The following is a 19,411-nucleotide window of genomic DNA, read 5'->3' on the forward strand; positions in this document are numbered from 1 at the left end:
CCTGTCCCGATGAAAAACGGCCTGCATCCATGCAGGCCGCCCTCCGGGTCTTCGATGGCCTTCGCGAGCGCTCGGCTACGCACGGCAACAGCAAAACATTCCGGCAACGGCAACGGGCATCGAGGCTCGTTGCCGCTCGCTTCAGTCGACGATCGCGTGCGGCACGAAGCGCGAGCTGTCCTGGGTGATCGGGCCGGCGTCTTCGCGCAGACCGATGCCGGCGGCTTGGTCGGCGACGACCCAACTGCCGATCAGCGGGTAGTTGGCGGCGCCGGCCGCATCGTCGAAACGCGGCAGCGCATGATGGGCCTGGCGTATCGTCGGTGCATCGCTATACGGGCCGTCGCTACTGAGGCGTTCGCCGGTGGCGGTGACCAGCTCGATGTTGGCGCCTTCGCGCGAGAACAGCGGCTTGCGTACCCAGCCCGGCGGCAAGGCGATCGCCGGGGTCTCGTCGAAATGCGCTTCGAGCAGGTTCGGGTGGCCGCGATGGCGCTGCCACAACAGCGGCAGCACGCCCTTGTTGCTGAGGATCGCCTTCCAGGCCGGCTCGATCAGCTGCATCTGCGAGGCGGCGAGCTTGGAGCCGTATTCCTCGACGAACATCCATTCCAGCGGATACAGCTTGAACAGGGTGCGGATGACCCGGTCGTCGCCGTCGGTGAACCAACCCTCGGCGCTGATGCCGATACCTTCGATACTGAGTTCCAGCGTTTCCACGCCGGCCTGCTCGGCGCAGTCGCGCAGGTAGCGCACCGTGCCCTGGTCCTCGGCCGAGCCTTCGACCGCGGCGAAATGCACCGGCGTGGCGATGCGCTGCTCGCGCGCCAGGGTCGCGAAGGTCTCGATCAACAGCTCCTGGATGCGGTTGTATTGATCTGCCTTCGGCCCCAACACGCCGCGTTCGACGCTCTGCTCCAGCCACAGCCACTGGAAGTAGGCCGCCTCGTACAGCGAAGTCGGGGTGTCGTAATTGAGTTCGTAGAGCTTGGCCGGGCCGGTGCCGTCGTAGGCCAGGTCCATGCGCCCGTACAGATGCGGCTCGCGACGGCGCCAGGAATCGGCGATCCAGTCCCAGTACGCCGGCGGGATCGCCAAGCGGGCGAGCAATTCCTCGGACCCGGCGACCTCGTCGACCAGGGCCATCGCCATGTCGTGCAGTTCCTGGGTCGGCTGTTCGAGGTCGTCCTCGATCTGCTTCAGGCTGAAGGCGTAGTACGCCGACTCGTCCCAGTACGGCGCGCCGTCGATGGTGTGGAAATGGAAGCCCAGCGACTGGGCCTGATCGCGCCAGTCGGGGCGCGGCGTTACCGCGATGCGTTTCATGCTGACTGCAGTCCGCCGGGTTGCGTATCGATGGGGGCGCTGGAGACCGGCTTCAACCGCCGCGGCCGCCGCCACCGCGACTGCTGCTGCCGCCGAAGCCGCCGCGCGCCGCGGCGCTGGAACCGAAGCCCGAACGCGAGACGGTGACCGCGCGCGTCGGCAAGGCGGTGTTGCCGTACTTGCCGTAGACGGTGCCGCTGTTGCTGCTGACGCGTTCGCCGCCGGGGCGCAGATAGCCGCCGCTGCGGTAGTCGCGGTACAACGGCGAGACCCCGCCGATGCCGTAGTAACCGCGCGGCTGCATCGCCTGCGACAGGGCGTAGCCGATCAGGAAACCCGACATCGACGGCATGTAGCTGTGGCTGCCACCGGTCGGGTTGGCCGGCGCCGACTGGCAGGCACCGAACTGTTCGTTGCACTCGCGCTCGCTCTCGAAGCGCGGCGCCAGCTTTTCGTGCTCGACCAGGGCCTTGTAATAGGCCGCCTCGCATTCCGCCGGCGCGATCTCGGTCTGCACCTTGCACTCTTCCAGCGAGGTCAGGACCTTGCCGCTGGGTTCGTCCTCGCAGCCGGTCAGCAGCGCCGGCACCGCCGCGGCCATCAACACCAGCTTGAGGTTGCGCGATCGCTTGCTCGTAGAGGGCGTCATGGCGGCGCTCACGGCGTCATGGCGGCGGCGTTGATCAGGCCGACGCTGATCGACACGCCGGCCGAGAAGATGCCGGCGGCGGTCTGGTTAAGGGTGATCTGCTGCGACAGCTTGGGCGCGACCAGGCGCGCCAGCAGGAACGCGAACAACTGCACGATCACCGACACCGCGCCCCAGATCGCCGCGTCGATCAGGCTGACCGAGTTGGAGATCGCCGAATGCAGCGGCAAGGCCAGGCCGATCAGGGTGCCGGAGAACGCGGTCGCGGCGGCGGTGTTGCCTTCGCGGATCAGGCTCAGCTCGCGGTGCGGGGTGATCAGCAGCACGGCCACGGCCGCGGCGATCAGCACGCCGATGCCGATGCCGGCGTAAGCGAGGAAGTTGAGGAAACTGTGAGCGGTGATCGGGGCGTCCATGGGGATCCTTGCGGCGTGCGGTGAGGTGGCGGGCTCAGGTGATGTCGAGATCGGCGGTGGTCAGGTCCAGGCCGATCGCATAGGTCACGCAGAACTCGTTGGGGCCGTAGTCTTCGGCGGTGACGAGGAGGAATTCCTCGCGGTCCAGCTCGACCACGTCGCGCCGGTACAGCATGGCGTAATGGGTGAGGTCGTCGTCCTTGCGCGGCGGGTCGTGGCGGTACAGCACCTCGTCGTAGACCACCGGAGGCACTTTCTCGGCCGCGCCTTCGTTGCCGAACTCGCGGTACCAGGTGCGGCCGGCGTACTCGATCTGCGCCGCGCCCAGATGGCGGTGCTCGGCGATGAAGCGCTTGAACTCGGCCTGGCTGGCCGGGTTCACCGTTTCGAGGAACACGAAGGCCTTGATGCCCTCGATCTGGACGCTCGCGGTGCTGATCTGCAGATAGCCGTCTTCGTCGAGATAGAAGCGGTGCAGGTCGTGGCCGCCGCCCAGGTCGATATGGCCGTAGCAAGGAATGCCCTGGTGGCCTTCGGGCAGCTGCACGCTCCACGCCTGCGGATGGGCGCGGAACATCATCGTGTCGAAGGCGACCCGGCCGTTGATGCGCAGGCCCAGCGGCAGCTCGTGCGCGAACGGCGCCGGCGCCGAAGCGGGCGTTTTCTTGCCGCCGAATAATCCGTCCAACCAACCCATCTGCGTTCTCTCAGGTGACCGCCAGCGAGGCCCACGGCACGCGGCGGCTGTCGATGCGTGCGTCGGCAAGGTAATACAACACGCTGCCCGGCGCGATCTCGACATGATCGGCCGGATTCAGTACCGGCGCCGCGCTGCGGCCGTCGCGGAAGCCGATCCACAGCGCCGACTGGCTGCGGAACGCGCCGGCGAGTTTGCCGGCGAGCAGCGGCTGCGCGTCGGCGGGCACCGGCAAACTGAATTGGGTCGGGCCGCCGCTCGACAGCCATTCGCCGGCGACCAGCGAGCTGCCGGCGTCCTGCACGGCGCGCGCGATCACGTCGACGTGCAAGGGCCGCGTGCATTCGACGTGCGGGTAATGGCTGCGCACCAGGTCGGCGACCGCGGCCGACTCGAAGTGGGCGACCACGTGCGCAACCGGGCGATGCGCCATCACCGCGAACACCGCCGCCAGCGAGCGATCGTCGTTGTCGGCATGGACGATCACGCGCGCGGCGCCGCCGATCGCGGCGCGGGCGTATTCGCCACAATCGGCATAGGAGGCGGCGGAGACGAAGCGGATCTGGTCCGGCAACGGGTTCTCGGCCAGCCCTTCGGCGACCAGGACGATGCCTTCGTCGTCGGTGTGGGTGTCGGCCAGCAACAACTGCACCAGCCGCACCGACTCGCGTCCGTGCCAGCCGATCAGCACGGTATGGCCCTGCATGTCCTCGTAACTCATCTTGCCCACCTGATGGCGCTTCCAGAAATGCAGCAGGCTCGCGCTGGTCTTGGCCAGCACTGAGGCGAACAGGGCGACCGCGCCCGGCATCACGAACAGGGCGACGACGTAGCGCCCGGCCGCGCTGCCCGGCGACAGATCGCCGTAGCCGATGGTGCTGGCCGTGGTCATGTAGTAGTAGACGAACGCGTCCCAGCCCAGCAGCTTGTCTTCGCCGGCCCAGGACAGCAGCAGCCAGGTGCCGGTCATGTGCAGGACCAGCGCGGCCGCGACCACGCCCCAGCTGATGCGGCGCAGATGGCCGCGCATGAGGCGGTAGAACTTGCCGATTACGATCATGTCAGCGGGTTACGTCCGTGTGTGGGAGGCGCCGGGTGCCGCATGGTGTCATTAACGCCGTCATCCCATCCAGGCGCGGATGACGATCCGAAACCGACTGCATTCAAACCGTCACTCCCCGCCAAGGCGGGAGGATCCACCGGATTTTCGTGCGAGAGCCCCTGAAATCTCTACCGCCCGGCCAGGGCGCACAACGCCCTGGCGTTCATGGATGCGCGAGCCAGTGGCTCGCAAGCGACATCCATTCACCCCCGCCTGCGCGGGGATGACGAGCAAAACAGAGCGGTCGACAGATCGACCGCCCTGTCGCGACAGAGTCTCGAATCATCGCTAAGCGGGGATGACGAGCAAAAACGGGAGCATCGCCCACCACCCTATCGCGGTCGAATGGCGTGATGGCCAAGCGGCCGCCGAACCCAGAACGACCGCCGCCGAGCGATGCCCGGCAGCGGCAGCGCCTGCTCAGTTCTTCCGCTCGACGTGCTCGGCGTCCTTCACTTCCACCGCCGGCAGCGACAGCGGCTCGTGGCTGAGCTGCTGCACCGGCTTCTCGCGGAAGCGCTCGAGGATGTTGTCGACGCTGGCCGATTCCGGCAGCAGGCCGGCGTTGGCCAGCTTGGCGTTGAGATCGCCGTCGCCGCTTTCGGCTTCGAGCTGCGCCGCCGCCTGCAGGCGGGCGCCGCGTTCGGCCTGGCGGGTCTGGATGCGTTCCAGCGAATCCAGCGCGGTGGTGACCTTGCCGGTGGCGCCGGAGTGGCGCGCGGCGACCGCGGTCTGGGCGCGCTGCACGGCCTCGGTGGCCTTGACCGTGTCGACCTGCTGCTTGACCCGCGCCAGCTTGCGCTCGGTCGCGGTGATCGCGGTCTTGAGCTGGGTGATGCTGGCGTCGTAGCTGGCGATGGCCTGCTCGTCGTTCCGGAGGTCGGTCTCGACGGTGGCCAGGCGCTCGGCGACTTCGCGCGCCAGCGCTTCGTCGCCCTTGCGCAGGGCGCCGGCGATGTAGGTCTCGTACTCGGCCTTCTTGGCGAAGCGGTCCTTGCTGCGGTTGGCCTGCAGCTGGCGCTGGGCCATGACCTTGGTCAGCTCTTCCTTCGAGCGGATCAGCTCGTTGCCGGCGTCGCGGATCTCCTGGTCGAGGATCTTCAGCGCGTTGGCGTCGACCACGGCCTGACCGGCCTCGTGGGCGGTGCCGCGGAACAGGGTCAGGATTTTCTGCAGCAGGCTCATGCGGTCACCAGAAAGGACTTGAGGGCTTCCACCGCGTCGATCGCGTTGTCGGCCAGGGTGCGGATTTCGAGTTCGATCTGCTCGGCGGTGGAATCGGGCGCCATCTCGCCGAAAACGATGTAGACGTCGCGCTCGTTGATCGTGGTCAGACCGAGGTTGGACAGCGGGTTGACCGGGTTCAGGCGCAGGCAGGCCTCGTTGAAGCCGGCCGCGTCGGCGACCTGGGCGGCTTCGACCAGCGGCGTGGAGACGAAGATCTCGCGGTCGGTCAGGGCGATGGTGACACCCAGGTCGCCGCTTTCGGGCAGGGTCACCTGGATCGCGCCATCGGCGGTCGGCACTTCTTCGACGTTTTCGCCGCCGAACGAGGCGGCCAGTCGGGTCAACAGTTCTTGCGTGGTCCAACGGGACATTAGGGCGGTCCTTGAAGGTAAAGGCGGCGCGGAAGATAAGGCTTGCGCGGGGAGCGTCCGGGTCGCGGGCGACGAAGGAGGCGGGCGGCTGCCCGTCCCTGGCCCTGCGATCATCGTCCGTGACCGTGCTCGTGGATCGTGCAGGTTATAGGGGCGAGCGGTGACCGGCGCAAGGCGCACAGGTCCCGGCCGGCGCGCCGACGACGTTACTGGGGCGCACGGCAAGCCCGCGCGGCCCGGAGTGAGATAAACTGTCCGGCGGAACTACCCGACCGGCATTCCCGGCCCGCGGCCCTGCATTCGATGGCAGAAGGCCGGCGGGGTCGTCTCGGCGGGTCCCGTGCAGCGGCCGCGCCGATCCCCGGTGCGGCCACGTCGATGGCTTTAGTGCACCCGAACGGGGGCACGCAATAGGTGGATCGTGCGCAATTACGACCTCGAATTCCTGAAGAAATTCTCGATGGTGATCGGCTTTCTGATGCTGGTGACTCTCGGCCTGATGATCGCGGCCTACTTCGTCCACCACCAGTTGCCGCAGGAAGTCGACCCCAGGGCGGCCAAGCGCACCGAGAACCGCATCGGTCCGGTCGGCGCGGTCTATGCCGGCGCGACCGGCGCCGCCTCGCAGCAGGCCGCGGTCGCCGCGGCGGCCGCCAAGGCCGCTTCGCAAGTCGCCTACGGCGGCACCCTGGACGGCAAGGTCATCTTCGACAGCCTGTGCGCGGGCTGTCACAAGTCCGGCGCCGGCGGCGCTCCGACGATGGACGCGGCGCACTGGTCGGCGCGCATCGCCCAGGGCAAGGACACCCTGCACAAGCACGCGATCGAAGGCTTCACCGGCAGCGCCGGCATCATGCCGCCGAAGGGCGGCAACCCGGCTCTGACCAACGAGCAGGTCGCCTCGACCGTCGACTGGATGCTCGAAAACATCAAGTAAGCCGCGCTCGCGCAGGCTCGCCGGACGCCGCCTTCGGGCGGCGTTTGCGTTTGCGCGCCCGACGCGCCGGCTCGGCAAGGACTCCGGCAAAGGCTGCGGCCCGATGGCACACGACGCCGCGCCGGCGCGCTGCCGATAATGGTCGTTCCCATCGCCGCCGAGCCCGCCATGACGCGATTCCGCCCCGCCCTCGCCTTCGCGCCCTGCCTGCTGCTGGCGGCCTGCGCGAGCGCGCCGCATCTGCAACGCGGCGCCGGTGCGCTGGCCATCGGCGAGATCCAGGGCTCGGCCGCGGGCAGCCCCTGGCTCGATCGCGAGGCGACCGTCGAAGGCATCGTCACCGCGGCCCTGCCCGCTGCCGACGGCGCCCCGGGCTGGTTGTTGCAGGACGGAGGCGACGGCGATGCCGCCACCTCCGACGCGATCTGGATCACCGGCGCCCAGACCGCCGCACTGGCGCCCGGACAAGCGCTGCGGGTCAGCGGGCGCGTCTACGAGGGGGCACTCGCCAAACAGGGCCGGCTCACCGCGATCGAGGCCGGACATATCGAACCGCTCGCGCGCCGCAAGGCCATGCGCCTGCCGGCCGCGGTAGCGATCGCCGAGGCCCCGGATTGGCGCCGCCTCGAAGGCATGCGCGTGCGCATCGCCGCGCCGCTGACCCTAGCCGAACGCGACGGCGAACGCGGCACCGTCACCGCCTCCTTCGACGGCCCGATGTGGCAACCCGGCGAACGCGCCGTGCCCGGCAGCGACGCCGCACGCGCCATCGCCGCCGACAACCAACGCCGCCGCCTCGTGCTCGGCGGCGACGCCGCCACCCTGACCGCGGCCGCGTTCGCCGCGCGCAGCGGCAGCCGCCTCGACGCGGTCGAAGGTGTGGCGGTGCCGATCGACGGCGGCCACGGCCTGCGCTTGACCGCGCCGCCGACCGTGCAGGCCGCGCCGCGTCCGCAGCCGCCCAAGGTCGCCGGCGACCTGCGCATCTCCGCCTTCAATCTGGAAAACCTGTTCAACGGCGACGGCCGCGGCGCAGGCTTTCCGACCCCGCGCGGCGCACGCACCCCGGCCGAATACCAGGCGCAGTTGGCCAAGCTCGTCGCCACCATCCACGCCCTCGATCCCGACGTCGCGGCGTTGATGGAACTGGAGAACGACGGCTACGGCCCCGAGTCGACCCTGGCCGAACTCGTCGCCGCGCTCGACCGCGCCGATGCCGCGAACGGCGGCGCCCAGGACTGGCGCTATGCCGCGCCGTGCAAGCAACCCTGCGCCGCGCAGCAGCGCGGGCCGGGCAGCGACGCGATCCGGGTCGGCCTGATCTACCGCGGCGCGCGCGTGGCCGCGCGCGGTCTCGCCGCAACGCTGGAACAAGGACCGTTCGGCCCGCTCGCGCGCGTGCCGATGGCCCAGGCCTTCGCCGCGATCGGCCGCGACCGCACGCCGGGCCCGACCTTCGTGGTCGTCGCCAACCACTTCAAGTCCAAGGGCTGCGGCAAGAACGCCGCCGGCGCCGACCGCGACCAGGGCGACGGCGCTTCGTGCTGGAACGCTTCGCGCAGCGAATCGGCGCGACGCCTCGACGCCTGGCTCAAGACCGACCCGACCGCGAGCGGCAGCGCGCTGAGCATGATCGTCGGCGACCTCAATGCGCATGCACAGGAGCAACCGCTGCGCGAGTTGTACGCGGCCGGCTGGCAGGACGCCTTCGCGGTGGCCAAGGACGAGGCACCGTACAGCTATGTCTACCAGGGCGAACTCGGCCGCCTCGACCATGCCTTGCTGTCGCCGGCGCTGGCCGCGCGCCTGCGCGGCGCGGCCGAGTGGCACAGCAACGCCGACGAACCCGAGAGCGCCGGTTATCGCGCCGGCGGCACCGGTCCGTGGCGCAGCTCCGATCACGATCCGGTGCTGCTCGGTTTCGAGCTGATGCCGCGCTGACGCCTGCGCCGACACCGCCGTATACCGCCACACACACAGGCGTAACACCCCGCTCACAGCGCCCCGTATCATGAGCGGATGAGCATTCCCGCCTTTCCCAGCGACGCCTCCACGACGATGACCCTGCCGGGTCCGGCCGGAGCTATCGAGATGATCGTCGAGGCCGCCGAGACCGCGCCGCGGCCGATCGTGGCGATCGTTTGCCATCCGCTGCCGACCGAAGGCGGCACCATGCACAACAAAGTCGTGACCATGGCCGCGCGCGCCCTGCGCGAATCCGGCGCGGCCACGGTGCGTTTCAATTTCCGCGGCGTCGGCGGCTCCGAAGGCGAGTTCGACGAGGGCGAAGGCGAATGCGAGGACCTGCGCGCGGTCGCCGCCTGGGTGCGTGCGACGCGCCCGGACGCACAGCTGTGGCTGGCCGGTTTCAGCTTCGGCGCCTATGTCTCGCTGCGCATGGCCGATGAGTTGCAGCCCAAATTGCTGATCTCGATTGCGCCGCCGGCCGGCCGCTGGGACTTCGACCGCATCGCACCGCCGAGCGGTTATCCCTGGCTGGTGATCCAGGGCGAAGCCGACGAGATCGTCGATCCCAACGCCGTCTACGCCTGGATCGAAAGCCTGCGCCAACCGCCCGAACTGGTGCGCATGCCCGACACCGGCCACTTCTTCCACCGCCGCCTGATCGACCTGCGCGGTGCGATCAAGCACGGCGTGCGCGCCCACCTGCCGCCGGAAATCGCCCCGGACCTGTCCTGAGAGGAATGTCTATGCTGCCACTAGCCCTGAACCTCGGGCAGCGGCCCGGCTGCGCGTCGCCGTTGCCGATGGCACCGCGCCGCGACCATCGGACGCAGCGTTCGCGATGACCGGCAAGACCCCTTCCCAGGCCTATGCCGAGGGCGTCGCGCGCGGCGACTGGAGCGAGGACCCGGCGCAGCGGCCGGCCTTGCGCGAGCTCGACCGCATCCATGCCGGCGTGCTCGCCCCACCCTCGCAGGGCCTGTTCGATCGCCTGCGCGGCAAGCCGCGCGACGGCGTGCGCGGGCTGTACCTGTGGGGCGGCGTCGGCCGCGGCAAGACCTTCCTGATCGACCTGTTCTACGAACAGCTGCCGATCCACGAAAAGCGCCGCACCCATTTCCACCGCTTCATGCGCGAGGTCCACGCCCAACTGCGCGCCCACGCCGGCGAGAGCGACCCCTTGGCGAAGATCGCCCGGCAATGGCGCTCGCAGCTGCGGGTGCTGGTGCTGGACGAGTTCTTCGTCATCGACATCGGCGATGCGATGCTGCTCGGGCGCCTGCTCGACCGCCTGTTCGCCGAGGGCGTGACCCTGGTGACGACTTCCAACACCGCGCCGCCTAACCTGTATGCCGATGGCCTGCAGCGCGAGCGCTTCAAGCCCGCCATCGAGCTGATCCAGCGCCACTGCGAGGTGCTGCTGCTCGACAGCCAGCAGGACTACCGTCTGCGCGCGCTGACCCGCTCGCCGGTGTACCGCGCCCCGCTCGATGCCGAATCCGACGCCTGGCTGGGCGGACGCTGGAAGGAGCTGACCGCGGCCTGCATCGCCGAAACCGGGCCGCTGCGCATCGACGGCCGCGACATCCCGGTGCGCGCGCTGGCCGACGGCCACGCCTGGTTCGACTTCGCCGCGCTGTGCGAAGGCCCGCGCGCGGCCGGCGACTACATCGAGATCGCGACCGAGTGCCACACCGTGCTGGTCGGCGGCATCCCCGTGTTCGACGGCCGCAACGACGACCCGGCACGGCGTTTCATCAACCTGATCGACGAGTTCTACGACCGCCACGTCAACCTGGTCTGCACCGCGGCCGATGCGCCGACCGGGCTGTACCGCGGCCACCGCCTCGGCGGCGCCTTCGAGCGCACCGCCTCGCGCCTGATCGAAATGCAGTCGGCCGAATACCTGGCGCTCGAACACCGGGGCTGAGCCGCCGGTGTTATCCACAACGCGGCGCCGGCACTGGCACATTGCCGGCGTCGCAACGACCGCGCAAGTCGCGCGCGCGGAGCGCCGGCAACCGCACGGCGACTGAACCGCATTGCGACATCGCGACGAGGGCGCCGGATTGCGTCACAGATTCGCGCCGCGCGTCGCGCAAACCGTCGCTGCGATGCCGCAGGAACCCGTTCGAGCCGTGTTTTGCAGGGCTTTTCGCTCGAAGCGACGAGCGGCGCGAAACATCGAGGGACGCGCAAAACCCCTCATTCGCAAGGGATTTTGTCGCATCGGCACGGGCCATCCGGGGCGCGCGTCTGAAAAACAGCCACTATTTGCGTCGAAAACTCTTGGCGGCGCGTCGGGCTTGCCCTACATTCCGCCATGCCGAGGGGTTATCCAGGCAACCCATCCATTCAACGAGTGCTACCGGAAAAAACTATGGCTACGAAAAAAACCGCTGCAAAGAAGAAGGCCGCTCCGAAGGCCGCTGCGAAGTCCGCCGCCAAGACGGCCGCTCCGAAGCCGATCAAGGAAGTGCTGAGCAAGTCGGGCCTGGTCGCACACCTGGCTGAAGTCACCGGTGTCGTCGCCAAGGACATCCGCTCCGTGCTCGGCGCGCTCGAAGGCGCGGTCCACGCCTCGATCAACAAGAAGGGCGCCGGCGCGTTCACCCTGCCGGGCATTCTGAAGATCACCGCCGTCAACGTGCCGGCCAAGCCGAAGCGCAAGGGCATCAACCCGTTCACCAAGGAAGAGCAGTGGTTCGCCGCCAAGCCGGCCACGGTGAAGGTCAAGGTCCGTCCGCTGAAGAAGCTGAAGGACGCTGCGGCCTGATGCCGCGAGATGCGGCGCGCCCTGGGCCGCCGCATCGCGTACTGCCGGACGCCGCCCTCGGGCGGCGTTCTTTTTTGGGCCCGCCTTTCCGCGCCGGCTTTTTTGCGCCCGTCTCGGGCCTGGCGCGACCGGATCGCGCGATCGCATACCGATACGGCCCGCCCGCGGCCCCGCAGCGCGGGCTGAATGCGTCAGCTTGCAGCACGCACGCGGCAGGACGCGGTCATTTGCGCCGCGCTCGTCCGTGGCATAGTGCGCGCAGTCGTTGTGGAGCCTCACCGTGGACCCGATCAGCCTGGAAGAGCTGGCTTTGCTTAATGTGCTTCAGCGCATCGACCAAGGGCATGCGCCGGAAAATCATTCCGGTGCCTTGCGCGATCGGCTGGTCGAATCCGGTCTGGCCGAAGCCGGCGAAGGCGACGAAGTGCACCTTACCGATGCCGGCATCGAACGCTGCAAATCGCTGCGTCATCGCGTCGCCGCCGACGCCGAAGCGGCGCTGGTGCTGAAGGAGCGCGAAGAAGCCGCCGCCCAGGACGTCGAGACCGCCGACGAGGCGAAGTAGCCCGGGCGCTCGCCGTCGCCGCGTGCGACGACTTTACCTTTCCTGTTGTTTCGCCGCCGCCGGTCGCGCGCGGCGATGGCGCCGCTTGCATCGACCGCGGCGATCCCGATATCGATACGAACGCCGACTCCGCCTTCGTGCTGCATGACGCCCTTCGACCAGCATCTCGCCCAGTGGAGCCTGATCCCCGACGGCGCCCCGATCCACACCCACAGCAGCGACCTGTTGCCGGTGCGCTACCGCGACACGCCGGCGATGCTGAAGATTCCGCGCGAACCCGAAGAGCGCTACGGCGCGGCGATGATGCGTTGGTGGGACGGCGACGGCGCCGCCCGCGTGCTCGCCTGGGACGACGACGCCCTGCTGCTCGAACGCGCCAGCGGCGCTCGCTCGCTCAAGCACATGGCCCGCAACGGCCGCGACGACGATGCCACCCGCATCCTGTGCACGACCGCCGCGCGCCTGCATGCGCCGCGCGCGGCGCCGCCACCGCCGCATCTGCTCGGCCTGCAGCCCTGGTTCGCCGAACTCGAACCGTACGCGAACAGCCATGGCGGCGCGCTCGCACTGGCCTGGAGCGCTGCCTGCGAACTGCTGGCCGAACCGCGCGAGATCGTGCCGTTGCACGGCGACCTGCACCACGAGAACGTGCTCGACGCCGGCGCGCGCGGCTGGGTCGCGATCGATCCCAAACGCCTGATCGGCGAGCGCGGTTTCGATTTCGCCTGTCTGTTCACCGACCCCGACGAAGAGACCGCCCTGGCGCCGGGCCGGCTGCTGCGCCGTGTCGATCTGGTCGCTGAAGCTGCACGCCTGGAGCGCCGCCGCTTACTGCAATGGATTGTCGCCTTCACCGGCCTGTCGGCCGCTTGGTATCTGATGGACGAGGAGTCGCCGGACAAGGAGTTCGCCGCGATCGAGCTGGCGCATGCGGAGTTGTTGCGGGGTTGAGGGATGCGGCGATCAACTCCCTCTCCGGTAAAACGGAAGAGGGAAACCAGCTCGGCTAATCAACTGGAACACAGCAACCTCACCGCTCTCCCCCTTCCCAACCGCCGCCCAGGGCCTTGTACAGGTTGACCTCGGCGGTCAGCGCCTCGCCCTGCAGCTGCAACACTGTCAACTCGGCGTTGAACAGGTTGCGTTGCGCGTCGAGCTCTTCCAGGTACGAGGCATAGCCTTCGTTGTAGCGGTTGTGGGCGATGCGCAGCGCTTCGCTCAAGGCGGCCCGCTGTCGCTCGGCCTGATCGCGCTGTTCGTGCAGGTAACGGATCGCGGCCAAGGCATCCTCGACTTCGGCGAACGCGGTCAGCACGGTCTTGCGATAGGCGAGCACGGCCTGGTCGCGGCGCGCGGCGCCGGCCTGCACTTGCGCGCGCAGGCGGCCGCCGTTGAACAACGGCGCCAGCACGCTGCCGCCGACGCTCCACAGGCGGATCGGGTCGCCATGCAGCAGGCTCGACTCGAGGCTGCCGAGCGTGCCGGTGAGACGCAGCGACGGCAGCAATTGCGCGCGCGCCGCCGCCAGGTTGGCGTCGGCCGCGGCGATCTGCGCCTCGCCCTGGGCGATGTCGGGACGGCGCCGCAGCAATTGCGAAGGCACGCCAGCCGACGGCAGCGCCGGCGCGGCGATCTCGGTCAGCGCGCGCCCGCGCGGCACCGCTTCGGGTGCGCGGCCGAGCAGCACCGACAGGGCGTCCTCTTGGCGTCGGATCGCGAGCCGCAACTGCGGCACGACCTGTGCGGTGGCGCGGTACTCGGCCTCGGCCTGGCTCAGTTCCAGGCGCGAGCTGTAGCCGGTGTCGAAACGGCGCTGGGCGACGTTACGCGCGCCGGCGCGCGAGGCCAGCGTGCGCTGCGCGACTTCGAGCCGCGCATCGCTCGCACGCAAGCCCAGATAGGCCGAGGCCACCGCCGCGGCGACGCTGAGCCGTACGCTGTCGGCGGCGGTTTCGTTGGCGAGCAGATTGGCGCGGGCGGCGTCGGTCAGCGCATCCAGGCGGCCCCACAGATCGACCTCGTAGGCGGCCTGGAACTGCGGCTGGGTCACGCTGGAAAGGTTGGCGCGGCCGGTCGCTGCGCCGACGCTGCGCGCGCGTTGCGCGCTCATCGAGAAATCCAGGGTCGGCCATCGCACCGCGCCTTGCGCATCGAGCAGGGCGCGCGCCTCGGCGACGCGGGCCGCGGCCAGGCGCAGGTCGGTGTTGTCGGCGAGCGCGCGTTCGACCAGTTCGCCGAGCACCGGATCGTTGTAGCCGCGCCACCAATCGCGTTGCACGGCGACACCGGCGCCCGGCGCATCGCGCCAGGCCGGCGGCGGCTCGGCGAAGCTCGGCGGCGGCGCGACGCTCACGCAGGCCGCGAGCGTGCACGTCGCCAAGGCGATCGCGGCGATGCGCCAGACGATGCGGGTCGACCTCATCGGGTCGTGCCCTGGTCGCCTTGCGACTCGGCCGCGGCGGGCGGGCGCTGATCGGGGCCTCGCTCGCTTGCGCCGTGCGCAGGGTTCGCGACCACCGGCACCGCGGCATCGCGCGCCGCATTGGCCGCGGCAGCCTGTTCGGCGCGACGCACGGCGTCTTCGTCGATCTCGCTCGCCGTATCCACCGTCGCCTCGACCGACATGCCGGGGCGCAGGCGCGCCGCCATCGGCTGGTCCGGGTCGATCGCGATCCGCACCGGCAGCCGCTGCGCGACCTTGGTGAAGTTGCCGGTGGCGTTGTCGGTCTTGATCACGCTGAATTCCGAACCGGTCGCCGGCGACAGACGCTCGACCCGGCCGCGCAGCACCGCGCCGTCGAGCGCGTCGACGCGGAAACTCGCGGCCTGCCCGGCGCGGATGCGCGCGGTCTGCGATTCCTTGAAGTTGGCGACCACCCAGACCCGCTGCGGCACCAGTTGCATCAACTGCGTGCCGGGGGTGACGTACTGGCCCAGGCGCACGCCGATCTCGCCGAGCCGGCCGGCCTGCGGCGCGTGGATACGGGTGTTGGCCAGGTCGATCTCGGCCAACTGCACCGCGGCCTGGGCGTTGGCGACCGCGGCGGTCAGCGCGTCGCGGTTGACGATCACCGAGCGTACGTCCTCGTCGGCGGAGCGGCGCCCGGCCTGGGCCTGGCCGAGTGCGGCCTCGGCCTGGCGCAGCGCCGCCAGGGTCTGGTCGCGTTCGCGCAGCGACAGCGAGCCGTCGCCGACCAGGGCGCTGGCGCGGCGCATGTCGGCCTGGGCGCGGGCGAGGTTCGCCTGCGCGGCCTTGAGCTGGGCCTCGACGTTGGCGACCGCGGCCTCGCGCACGCGCCGGGCCTGGGTCGAGTTGGACAGGTTGGCCTGCTGCGCGGCGAGATTGGCGCGCGCCTGGTCGAGGCGTTGGCGGTAGTTACGGTCGTCGAGTTCGACCAGCACCTGCCCGGCGCGCACCTGCATGTAATCCTGCACCCGCACTTGGGCGACATAGCCGTCGACCTTGGGCGCGATCACGGTGACGCTGCCGCGCACGTAGGCGTTCTCGGTGGTCTGGCGCGCGCTCGAGAACGGCCATAGCCGCCAGGCGTAGAGGATCAGCAGCACGCCGACGACGGCGATCGCGACGACCGGCACGGTGGCCTTGGATTTGAAGGGCGTCTTCAGCGGCATGGGGCGTCCTTCGGATCAGGTAGCGGGAACGGGAGAGGAAGCGGGAAGCGCGGCGGCTTCGCCCGGCGTGTCGCGACGTTCGTCCTGGACGGCTGCGGGCGCCGCCGCGGCCGGCGGACCGAACGGACCCGGCACCTGCGAAGCGAAGCTCACCACGGTGTGGCCGCGCCGCCACAGATGCCACTTCAGCAGCAGCACCCAGACCAGCACACCGAGCGCGAGCCAGGCCACGGCCAGGAACACGTCGTTGTAGGCCAGCACCCAGGACTCACGCGCGACCTGCTGGCTCAGCGAGGTCAGCGCCTGGTTGCCGCGCGCGGCGTTGTCGCCGACCACGCGCGCGACCGCGCCGCCGAGTTGTTGGGTGCGCAGCACCACCTGCGGATCGCCGAGGGTCAGCGACTGGGTCAGATGCTGGTAATGCGCGGTCTGGCGCTGGCTCAGATAGGTACCCAACACCGCCGAACCGAGCAGGCCGCCGAGTGCGTTGGTGGTGCTGAACAAGACGATGAAGGTGACCAGGTTGCGCACGCCGTCGGCGACCACCCGCACCAGGGCGAGCAGGATCGAGCTGGCCAGGAACATCGAGGCGGCCATCGCGATCAGGGTCTGGGTGATGTAGAAATTCGCCGGCCGGGTCAGGTTGGTCGCGTACGAATCGAACCAGGCGCAGATGCCGACCAGGCCGACCGCGATCAGGCCGAGCATGTCGAAACGCTGCTTCGGCAGGAACGGCAGGGTGACGACGAAGCCGGCCACGGTGCCGGCCAACACCAGCCAGAACAGCGTATGCATCTGCTCGTTGTTCAGACCCAGCACGTTGAGCAGGCCGACCGCGCCGACCGATTGCTCCGACAGCACCATGCGCGAGAGCACGATCGCCAGGCCCAGCCTGACCATGTAGCCGCCGTGCAACAGCCAGCGGATGTTGACCATGGGCCTGGAGCGGTTCATCTCGATCACCACGAACAAGGCACCGCACAGCACCGCCGCGACCAGGCACTCGCCGAGCCAGGGCGTGTCGAACCACCAGCGCAGCCGGCCCTGGGTCAGCACCACGCACAGCAGGGCGATGGCCGAGGCGTAGAGCGGGAAGCTGGCGATGTCGAGGCGGTCGAACATCGGCTGGCGCGGCACCGGCGTGACCCGCAGCAGGTTGATCGCGGCCAGGCAGGCCAGGGCCAGGCCGAGTTCGAAGATCACGATGCCGTGCCATTGCGCGTTGAGCAGCAGCGGTTCGGCGATGATCCGCGACAGCGGCGCGCCGGTCTGCAGCGCGGCGAAGCCGAACATCAGCCCGAGCACTTTCTTCGGCCCGTCGAAGACCTCGGCCATGTACAGCACGGTCAGCGAACTCAACGGCGCCGCAGCGATGCCCAGCGCCGCGCGCGCGGCGATCGCCGAATCGAGATCGTTGGCGAGCAGGTGCACGACCGCGGCGACCACGAACAGGCCGATGCCCAGGTCGGCGAACAGGCGCAGGCCGTAGTGCAGGCGGAACTTGGTCAGCAGCAGGCTGGCCGGGATGTTGGTGGCGAAGTAAGCGGTCAGCAGCCAGGTCGCTTCGGCGCTGGTCGCGCCGAGCGCACCCTGCACCTGTTGCAGGTTCGAGGCCACCAGGTTCATGCCCAGGCTCTGGGTCAGGCCCAGCAGCAGCGAGATCGAAACGAAGCCGGCGATGCGCCAGCGCGACATCGGCAGCGGCGCTGCGGGCGGCCCGGCCGGTGGCGCGGAGGCGGAAGGCGTCGCGGCGGTGGCGGCGGTGCTGGCCATGGATCGAGGCGCGCGGCTCCCGCTGTGTTCCGGACGAAGGCGATGCAGGCCGTTAGTAGGCAACAGCCGGCGGTCAAGGATCAAGCGCGTGGCCTGCGGATGCCGGCATGGTGGCCGCTGCGTTGTGTGCGTCGCGTCTAAGCCTGTGGACGCCAACGCGAGGACCATGCCGTCAAGCCGGGCCGCTGCGCCCGGCGCAGCGCTCGACAGGACTCGCCGCCTCGCGCGGGACACGACCAGGAACCCGCCGCATGAGCGTTGCCGGATGGTTGGCCTCGACCCTCGCGCTGCCCCTGCTGGCGCTCGCGACCGCGCACGCGGCGCCGCCCGACACCGCCGACCGCGGCGCGCTCGAAGCCGCCACCGACGCGATCTTCGCGCAATGGAACCGCCGCGACACGCCGGGCTGCGGGGTGGCGGTGTATCGCGACGACGCGACCGTGTTCCAGCGCGGCTACGGCATGGCCAGCCTCGAACTCGGGGTGCCGATCGGCGCACGGACCGTGTTCGATATCGGCTCGACCTCCAAACAGTTCACCGCCGCCAGCGTGTTGTTACTGGCCCAGTACGGCAAACTTTCGCTCGACGACGACATCCGCCAGCATCTGCCGGAGATGCCCGACTACGGCCGTCGGATCACCATCCGCCAGTTGCTGCAGCACACCAGCGGCCTGCGCGATTACATCGCCCTGCTGATCCTCGGCGGCGCGGCCTTCGACGACCGAGCCACCGACGCCCAGGCGTTGGACGCGTTGACCCGCCAGCGTGCGCTCAACTTCCCGCCCGGCAGCGAACATCTGTACAGCAACTCCGGCTATTTCCTTGCCGGCCAGATCGTCGAACGCGTGTCCGGGCAATCCCTGCCCGCATTCGCGCAGCAGCGGATCTTCGCCCCGCTCGGCATGCACGACACCCGCTTCCGCCGCGACCACGCCGAGCTCGTGCCCGGTCGCGCGATGGCCTATGCGCGCGCCGAGGCTTCCGTGGACGCGCCGCCGCACGACACCGCGACACGCTACCGGCTCGATCAGCCGCACTGGGACCAGGTCGGCGACGGCTCGGTGCACACCACCACCGCCGACCTGCTGCGCTGGGACCGCAATTTCTACGAGCCCAAGGTCGGCACCGCGGCGATGCTCGCGCAGATGCAGCAAGCCGGCGCGCTCGACGACGGCAAGCGCATCGACTACGGCCTCGGCCTCAAGATGGGCGAGTACCGCGGCCTGGCCACGGTGCGGCATGGCGGCGCCTGGGGCGGGTATCGCGCCGAGCTGCTGCGTTTCCCGCAGCGGCATCTGAGCGTCGCTACTTTGTGCAATTTCGCCGAAGCGCAACCGCAGCGTTGGGCCGAACGCATCGCCGACCTGTGGTTGGGCCTGCCGCCTTCGCTCGCGCAGGACAGTGCCACGGTGCAGCGCAAGTCGGCGCACCTGACGCCCGCTCAATTGCAACAGTGGACCGGCGTCTATCGCCATGCCGAAAGCGGCGAGCTGCGCAAGATCGTCCATGCCGACGGCCGGCTCGCCCTGCACCACTTCGACGACGAATTCATCCTGCGGCCCTTGGGCAGCACCGAGTTCGAACTGAGCGCGCCCTCGGTCGCCACGCTGCGCTTCCATGAGCGCACTGGCGACCGGCCACGCAAGATGACGGTGACCACCGGCGACCGCGGCAGGGATTACCTCGCCGTCGACGTCGCCGCGCCTACGGCCGACGAATTGCAGGCCTATGCCGGCCGCTATCGCTGCGACGAGCTCGGACGCGACTACGAGTTCGAACTCGTCGACGGCGCCCTGCAGCAACTCGACCCGCGCTTCCCCGCCGTCGCCCTGGAACCGCTGGAACGCGACCGCTTCGTCCAGGGGCTGTTGAGCTACCGTTTCCATCGCGGCGCCGACGGCCGCATCGACGGCGTCGCGCTCGATGCCGGCCGTGTGCGCGATCTAGCCTGTTCTCGTTTGTAGGCGCGGCGCG

18 protein-coding genes are annotated in these 19,411 nt (G+C 69.5%); 8 read left to right on the forward strand and 10 right to left on the reverse strand.

The genetic code is table 11. The features are described 5' to 3' along the window. Nucleotides 1-141: 141 nt before the first annotated feature. The 7 genes from EX88_RS0113740 to EX88_RS0113770 all read right to left on the reverse strand — a co-directional run bounded on the left by EX88_RS0113740 (nt 142) and on the right by EX88_RS0113770 (nt 5,788). Complete coding sequence (locus tag EX88_RS0113740) at nt 142-1,326, reverse strand: glutathionylspermidine synthase family protein (protein ID WP_031372562.1); 1,185 nt, start codon at nt 1,324-1,326, stop codon at nt 142-144. Between the two features lie 52 nt (nt 1,327-1,378). Beyond that, nucleotides 1,379-1,975, reverse strand: coding sequence for a DUF1190 domain-containing protein (locus EX88_RS0113745; protein ID WP_031372563.1), 597 nt, complete (start codon nt 1,973-1,975; stop codon nt 1,379-1,381). Between the two features lie 8 nt (nt 1,976-1,983). Further along, on the reverse strand, nt 1,984-2,391 hold the full coding sequence (locus EX88_RS0113750; RefSeq protein ID WP_031372564.1) for a DUF350 domain-containing protein: 408 nt from the start codon (nt 2,389-2,391) through the stop codon (nt 1,984-1,986). 34 nt (nt 2,392-2,425) lie between these two features. After that, a complete protein-coding gene (locus EX88_RS0113755) occupies nt 2,426-3,088 on the reverse strand; it encodes a DUF2491 family protein (RefSeq protein WP_031372565.1) in 663 nt (220 codons plus the stop codon). Between the two features lie 10 nt (nt 3,089-3,098). Then, nucleotides 3,099-4,148 carry a potassium channel family protein gene (locus EX88_RS0113760; protein ID WP_031372566.1) on the reverse strand — a complete coding sequence of 350 codons (1,050 nt, stop codon included), beginning with the start codon at nt 4,146-4,148 and terminating at the stop codon, nt 3,099-3,101. A 462-nt stretch (nt 4,149-4,610) separates the two neighbouring features. After that, on the reverse strand, nt 4,611-5,375 hold the full coding sequence (locus EX88_RS0113765) for a PspA/IM30 family protein (RefSeq protein ID WP_031372567.1): 765 nt from the start codon (nt 5,373-5,375) through the stop codon (nt 4,611-4,613). Beyond that, nucleotides 5,372-5,788, reverse strand: a complete 417-nt coding sequence (locus EX88_RS0113770) for a YjfI family protein (protein WP_031372568.1) — start codon at nt 5,786-5,788, stop codon at nt 5,372-5,374. The genes EX88_RS0113765 and EX88_RS0113770 overlap by 4 nt, the downstream gene beginning before the upstream one ends. A 421-nt stretch (nt 5,789-6,209) precedes the next feature. Between EX88_RS0113770 and EX88_RS0113775 the strand changes: the two genes are divergently transcribed. The 7 genes from EX88_RS0113775 to EX88_RS0113810 all read left to right on the forward strand — a co-directional run bounded on the left by EX88_RS0113775 (nt 6,210) and on the right by EX88_RS0113810 (nt 12,982). Then, nucleotides 6,210-6,725, forward strand: a complete 516-nt coding sequence (locus EX88_RS0113775) for a c-type cytochrome (protein ID WP_031372569.1) — start codon at nt 6,210-6,212, stop codon at nt 6,723-6,725. Nucleotides 6,726-6,893: 168 nt separating this feature from the next. Further along, nucleotides 6,894-8,666, forward strand: coding sequence for an ExeM/NucH family extracellular endonuclease (locus tag EX88_RS0113780; protein ID WP_031372570.1), 1,773 nt, complete (start codon nt 6,894-6,896; stop codon nt 8,664-8,666). 78 nt (nt 8,667-8,744) lie between these two features. Further along, entirely contained in the window at nt 8,745-9,425 is a 681-nt protein-coding gene (locus tag EX88_RS0113785) for an alpha/beta hydrolase (protein WP_031372571.1), read from the forward strand. A gap of 106 nt (nt 9,426-9,531) precedes the next feature. Beyond that, nucleotides 9,532-10,620: a cell division protein ZapE gene (zapE, locus tag EX88_RS0113790; RefSeq protein WP_031372572.1), complete on the forward strand. Its 1,089-nt coding sequence runs from the start codon at nt 9,532-9,534 to the stop codon at nt 10,618-10,620. Between the two features lie 450 nt (nt 10,621-11,070). Further along, nucleotides 11,071-11,466: an HU family DNA-binding protein gene (locus tag EX88_RS0113795; RefSeq protein WP_031372573.1), complete on the forward strand. Its 396-nt coding sequence runs from the start codon at nt 11,071-11,073 to the stop codon at nt 11,464-11,466. A gap of 280 nt (nt 11,467-11,746) precedes the next feature. Continuing rightward, nucleotides 11,747-12,031: a hypothetical protein gene (locus EX88_RS0113805; RefSeq protein WP_152566266.1), complete on the forward strand. Its 285-nt coding sequence runs from the start codon at nt 11,747-11,749 to the stop codon at nt 12,029-12,031. Between the two features lie 144 nt (nt 12,032-12,175). After that, complete coding sequence (locus tag EX88_RS0113810; protein ID WP_031372575.1) at nt 12,176-12,982, forward strand: aminoglycoside phosphotransferase family protein; 807 nt, start codon at nt 12,176-12,178, stop codon at nt 12,980-12,982. Nucleotides 12,983-13,061: 79 nt separating this feature from the next. Here EX88_RS0113810 and EX88_RS0113815 read toward each other — a convergent pair whose 3' ends face one another. The 3 genes from EX88_RS0113815 to EX88_RS25345 are packed head-to-tail and all read right to left on the reverse strand — an operon-like array spanning nt 13,062 to nt 17,437. Further along, entirely contained in the window at nt 13,062-14,453 is a 1,392-nt protein-coding gene (locus tag EX88_RS0113815; RefSeq protein WP_036148926.1) for an efflux transporter outer membrane subunit, read from the reverse strand. Beyond that, complete coding sequence (locus EX88_RS0113820; RefSeq protein ID WP_081930971.1) at nt 14,450-15,664, reverse strand: HlyD family secretion protein; 1,215 nt, start codon at nt 15,662-15,664, stop codon at nt 14,450-14,452. Before EX88_RS0113820 ends, EX88_RS0113815 begins: the two co-directional genes overlap by 4 nt. A gap of 15 nt (nt 15,665-15,679) precedes the next feature. Continuing rightward, nucleotides 15,680-17,437: an MFS transporter gene (locus EX88_RS25345; RefSeq protein ID WP_081930973.1), complete on the reverse strand. Its 1,758-nt coding sequence runs from the start codon at nt 17,435-17,437 to the stop codon at nt 15,680-15,682. A 251-nt stretch (nt 17,438-17,688) separates the two neighbouring features. Between EX88_RS25345 and EX88_RS24585 the strand changes: the two genes are divergently transcribed. Further along, nucleotides 17,689-19,401, forward strand: coding sequence for a serine hydrolase domain-containing protein (locus EX88_RS24585; RefSeq protein WP_051885105.1), 1,713 nt, complete (start codon nt 17,689-17,691; stop codon nt 19,399-19,401). The last annotated feature ends 10 nt before the right edge of the window (nt 19,402-19,411 follow it).

This window comes from Lysobacter antibioticus (genome assembly GCF_000731095.1).
GTDB lineage: Bacteria > Pseudomonadota > Gammaproteobacteria > Xanthomonadales > Xanthomonadaceae > Lysobacter > Lysobacter antibioticus_B.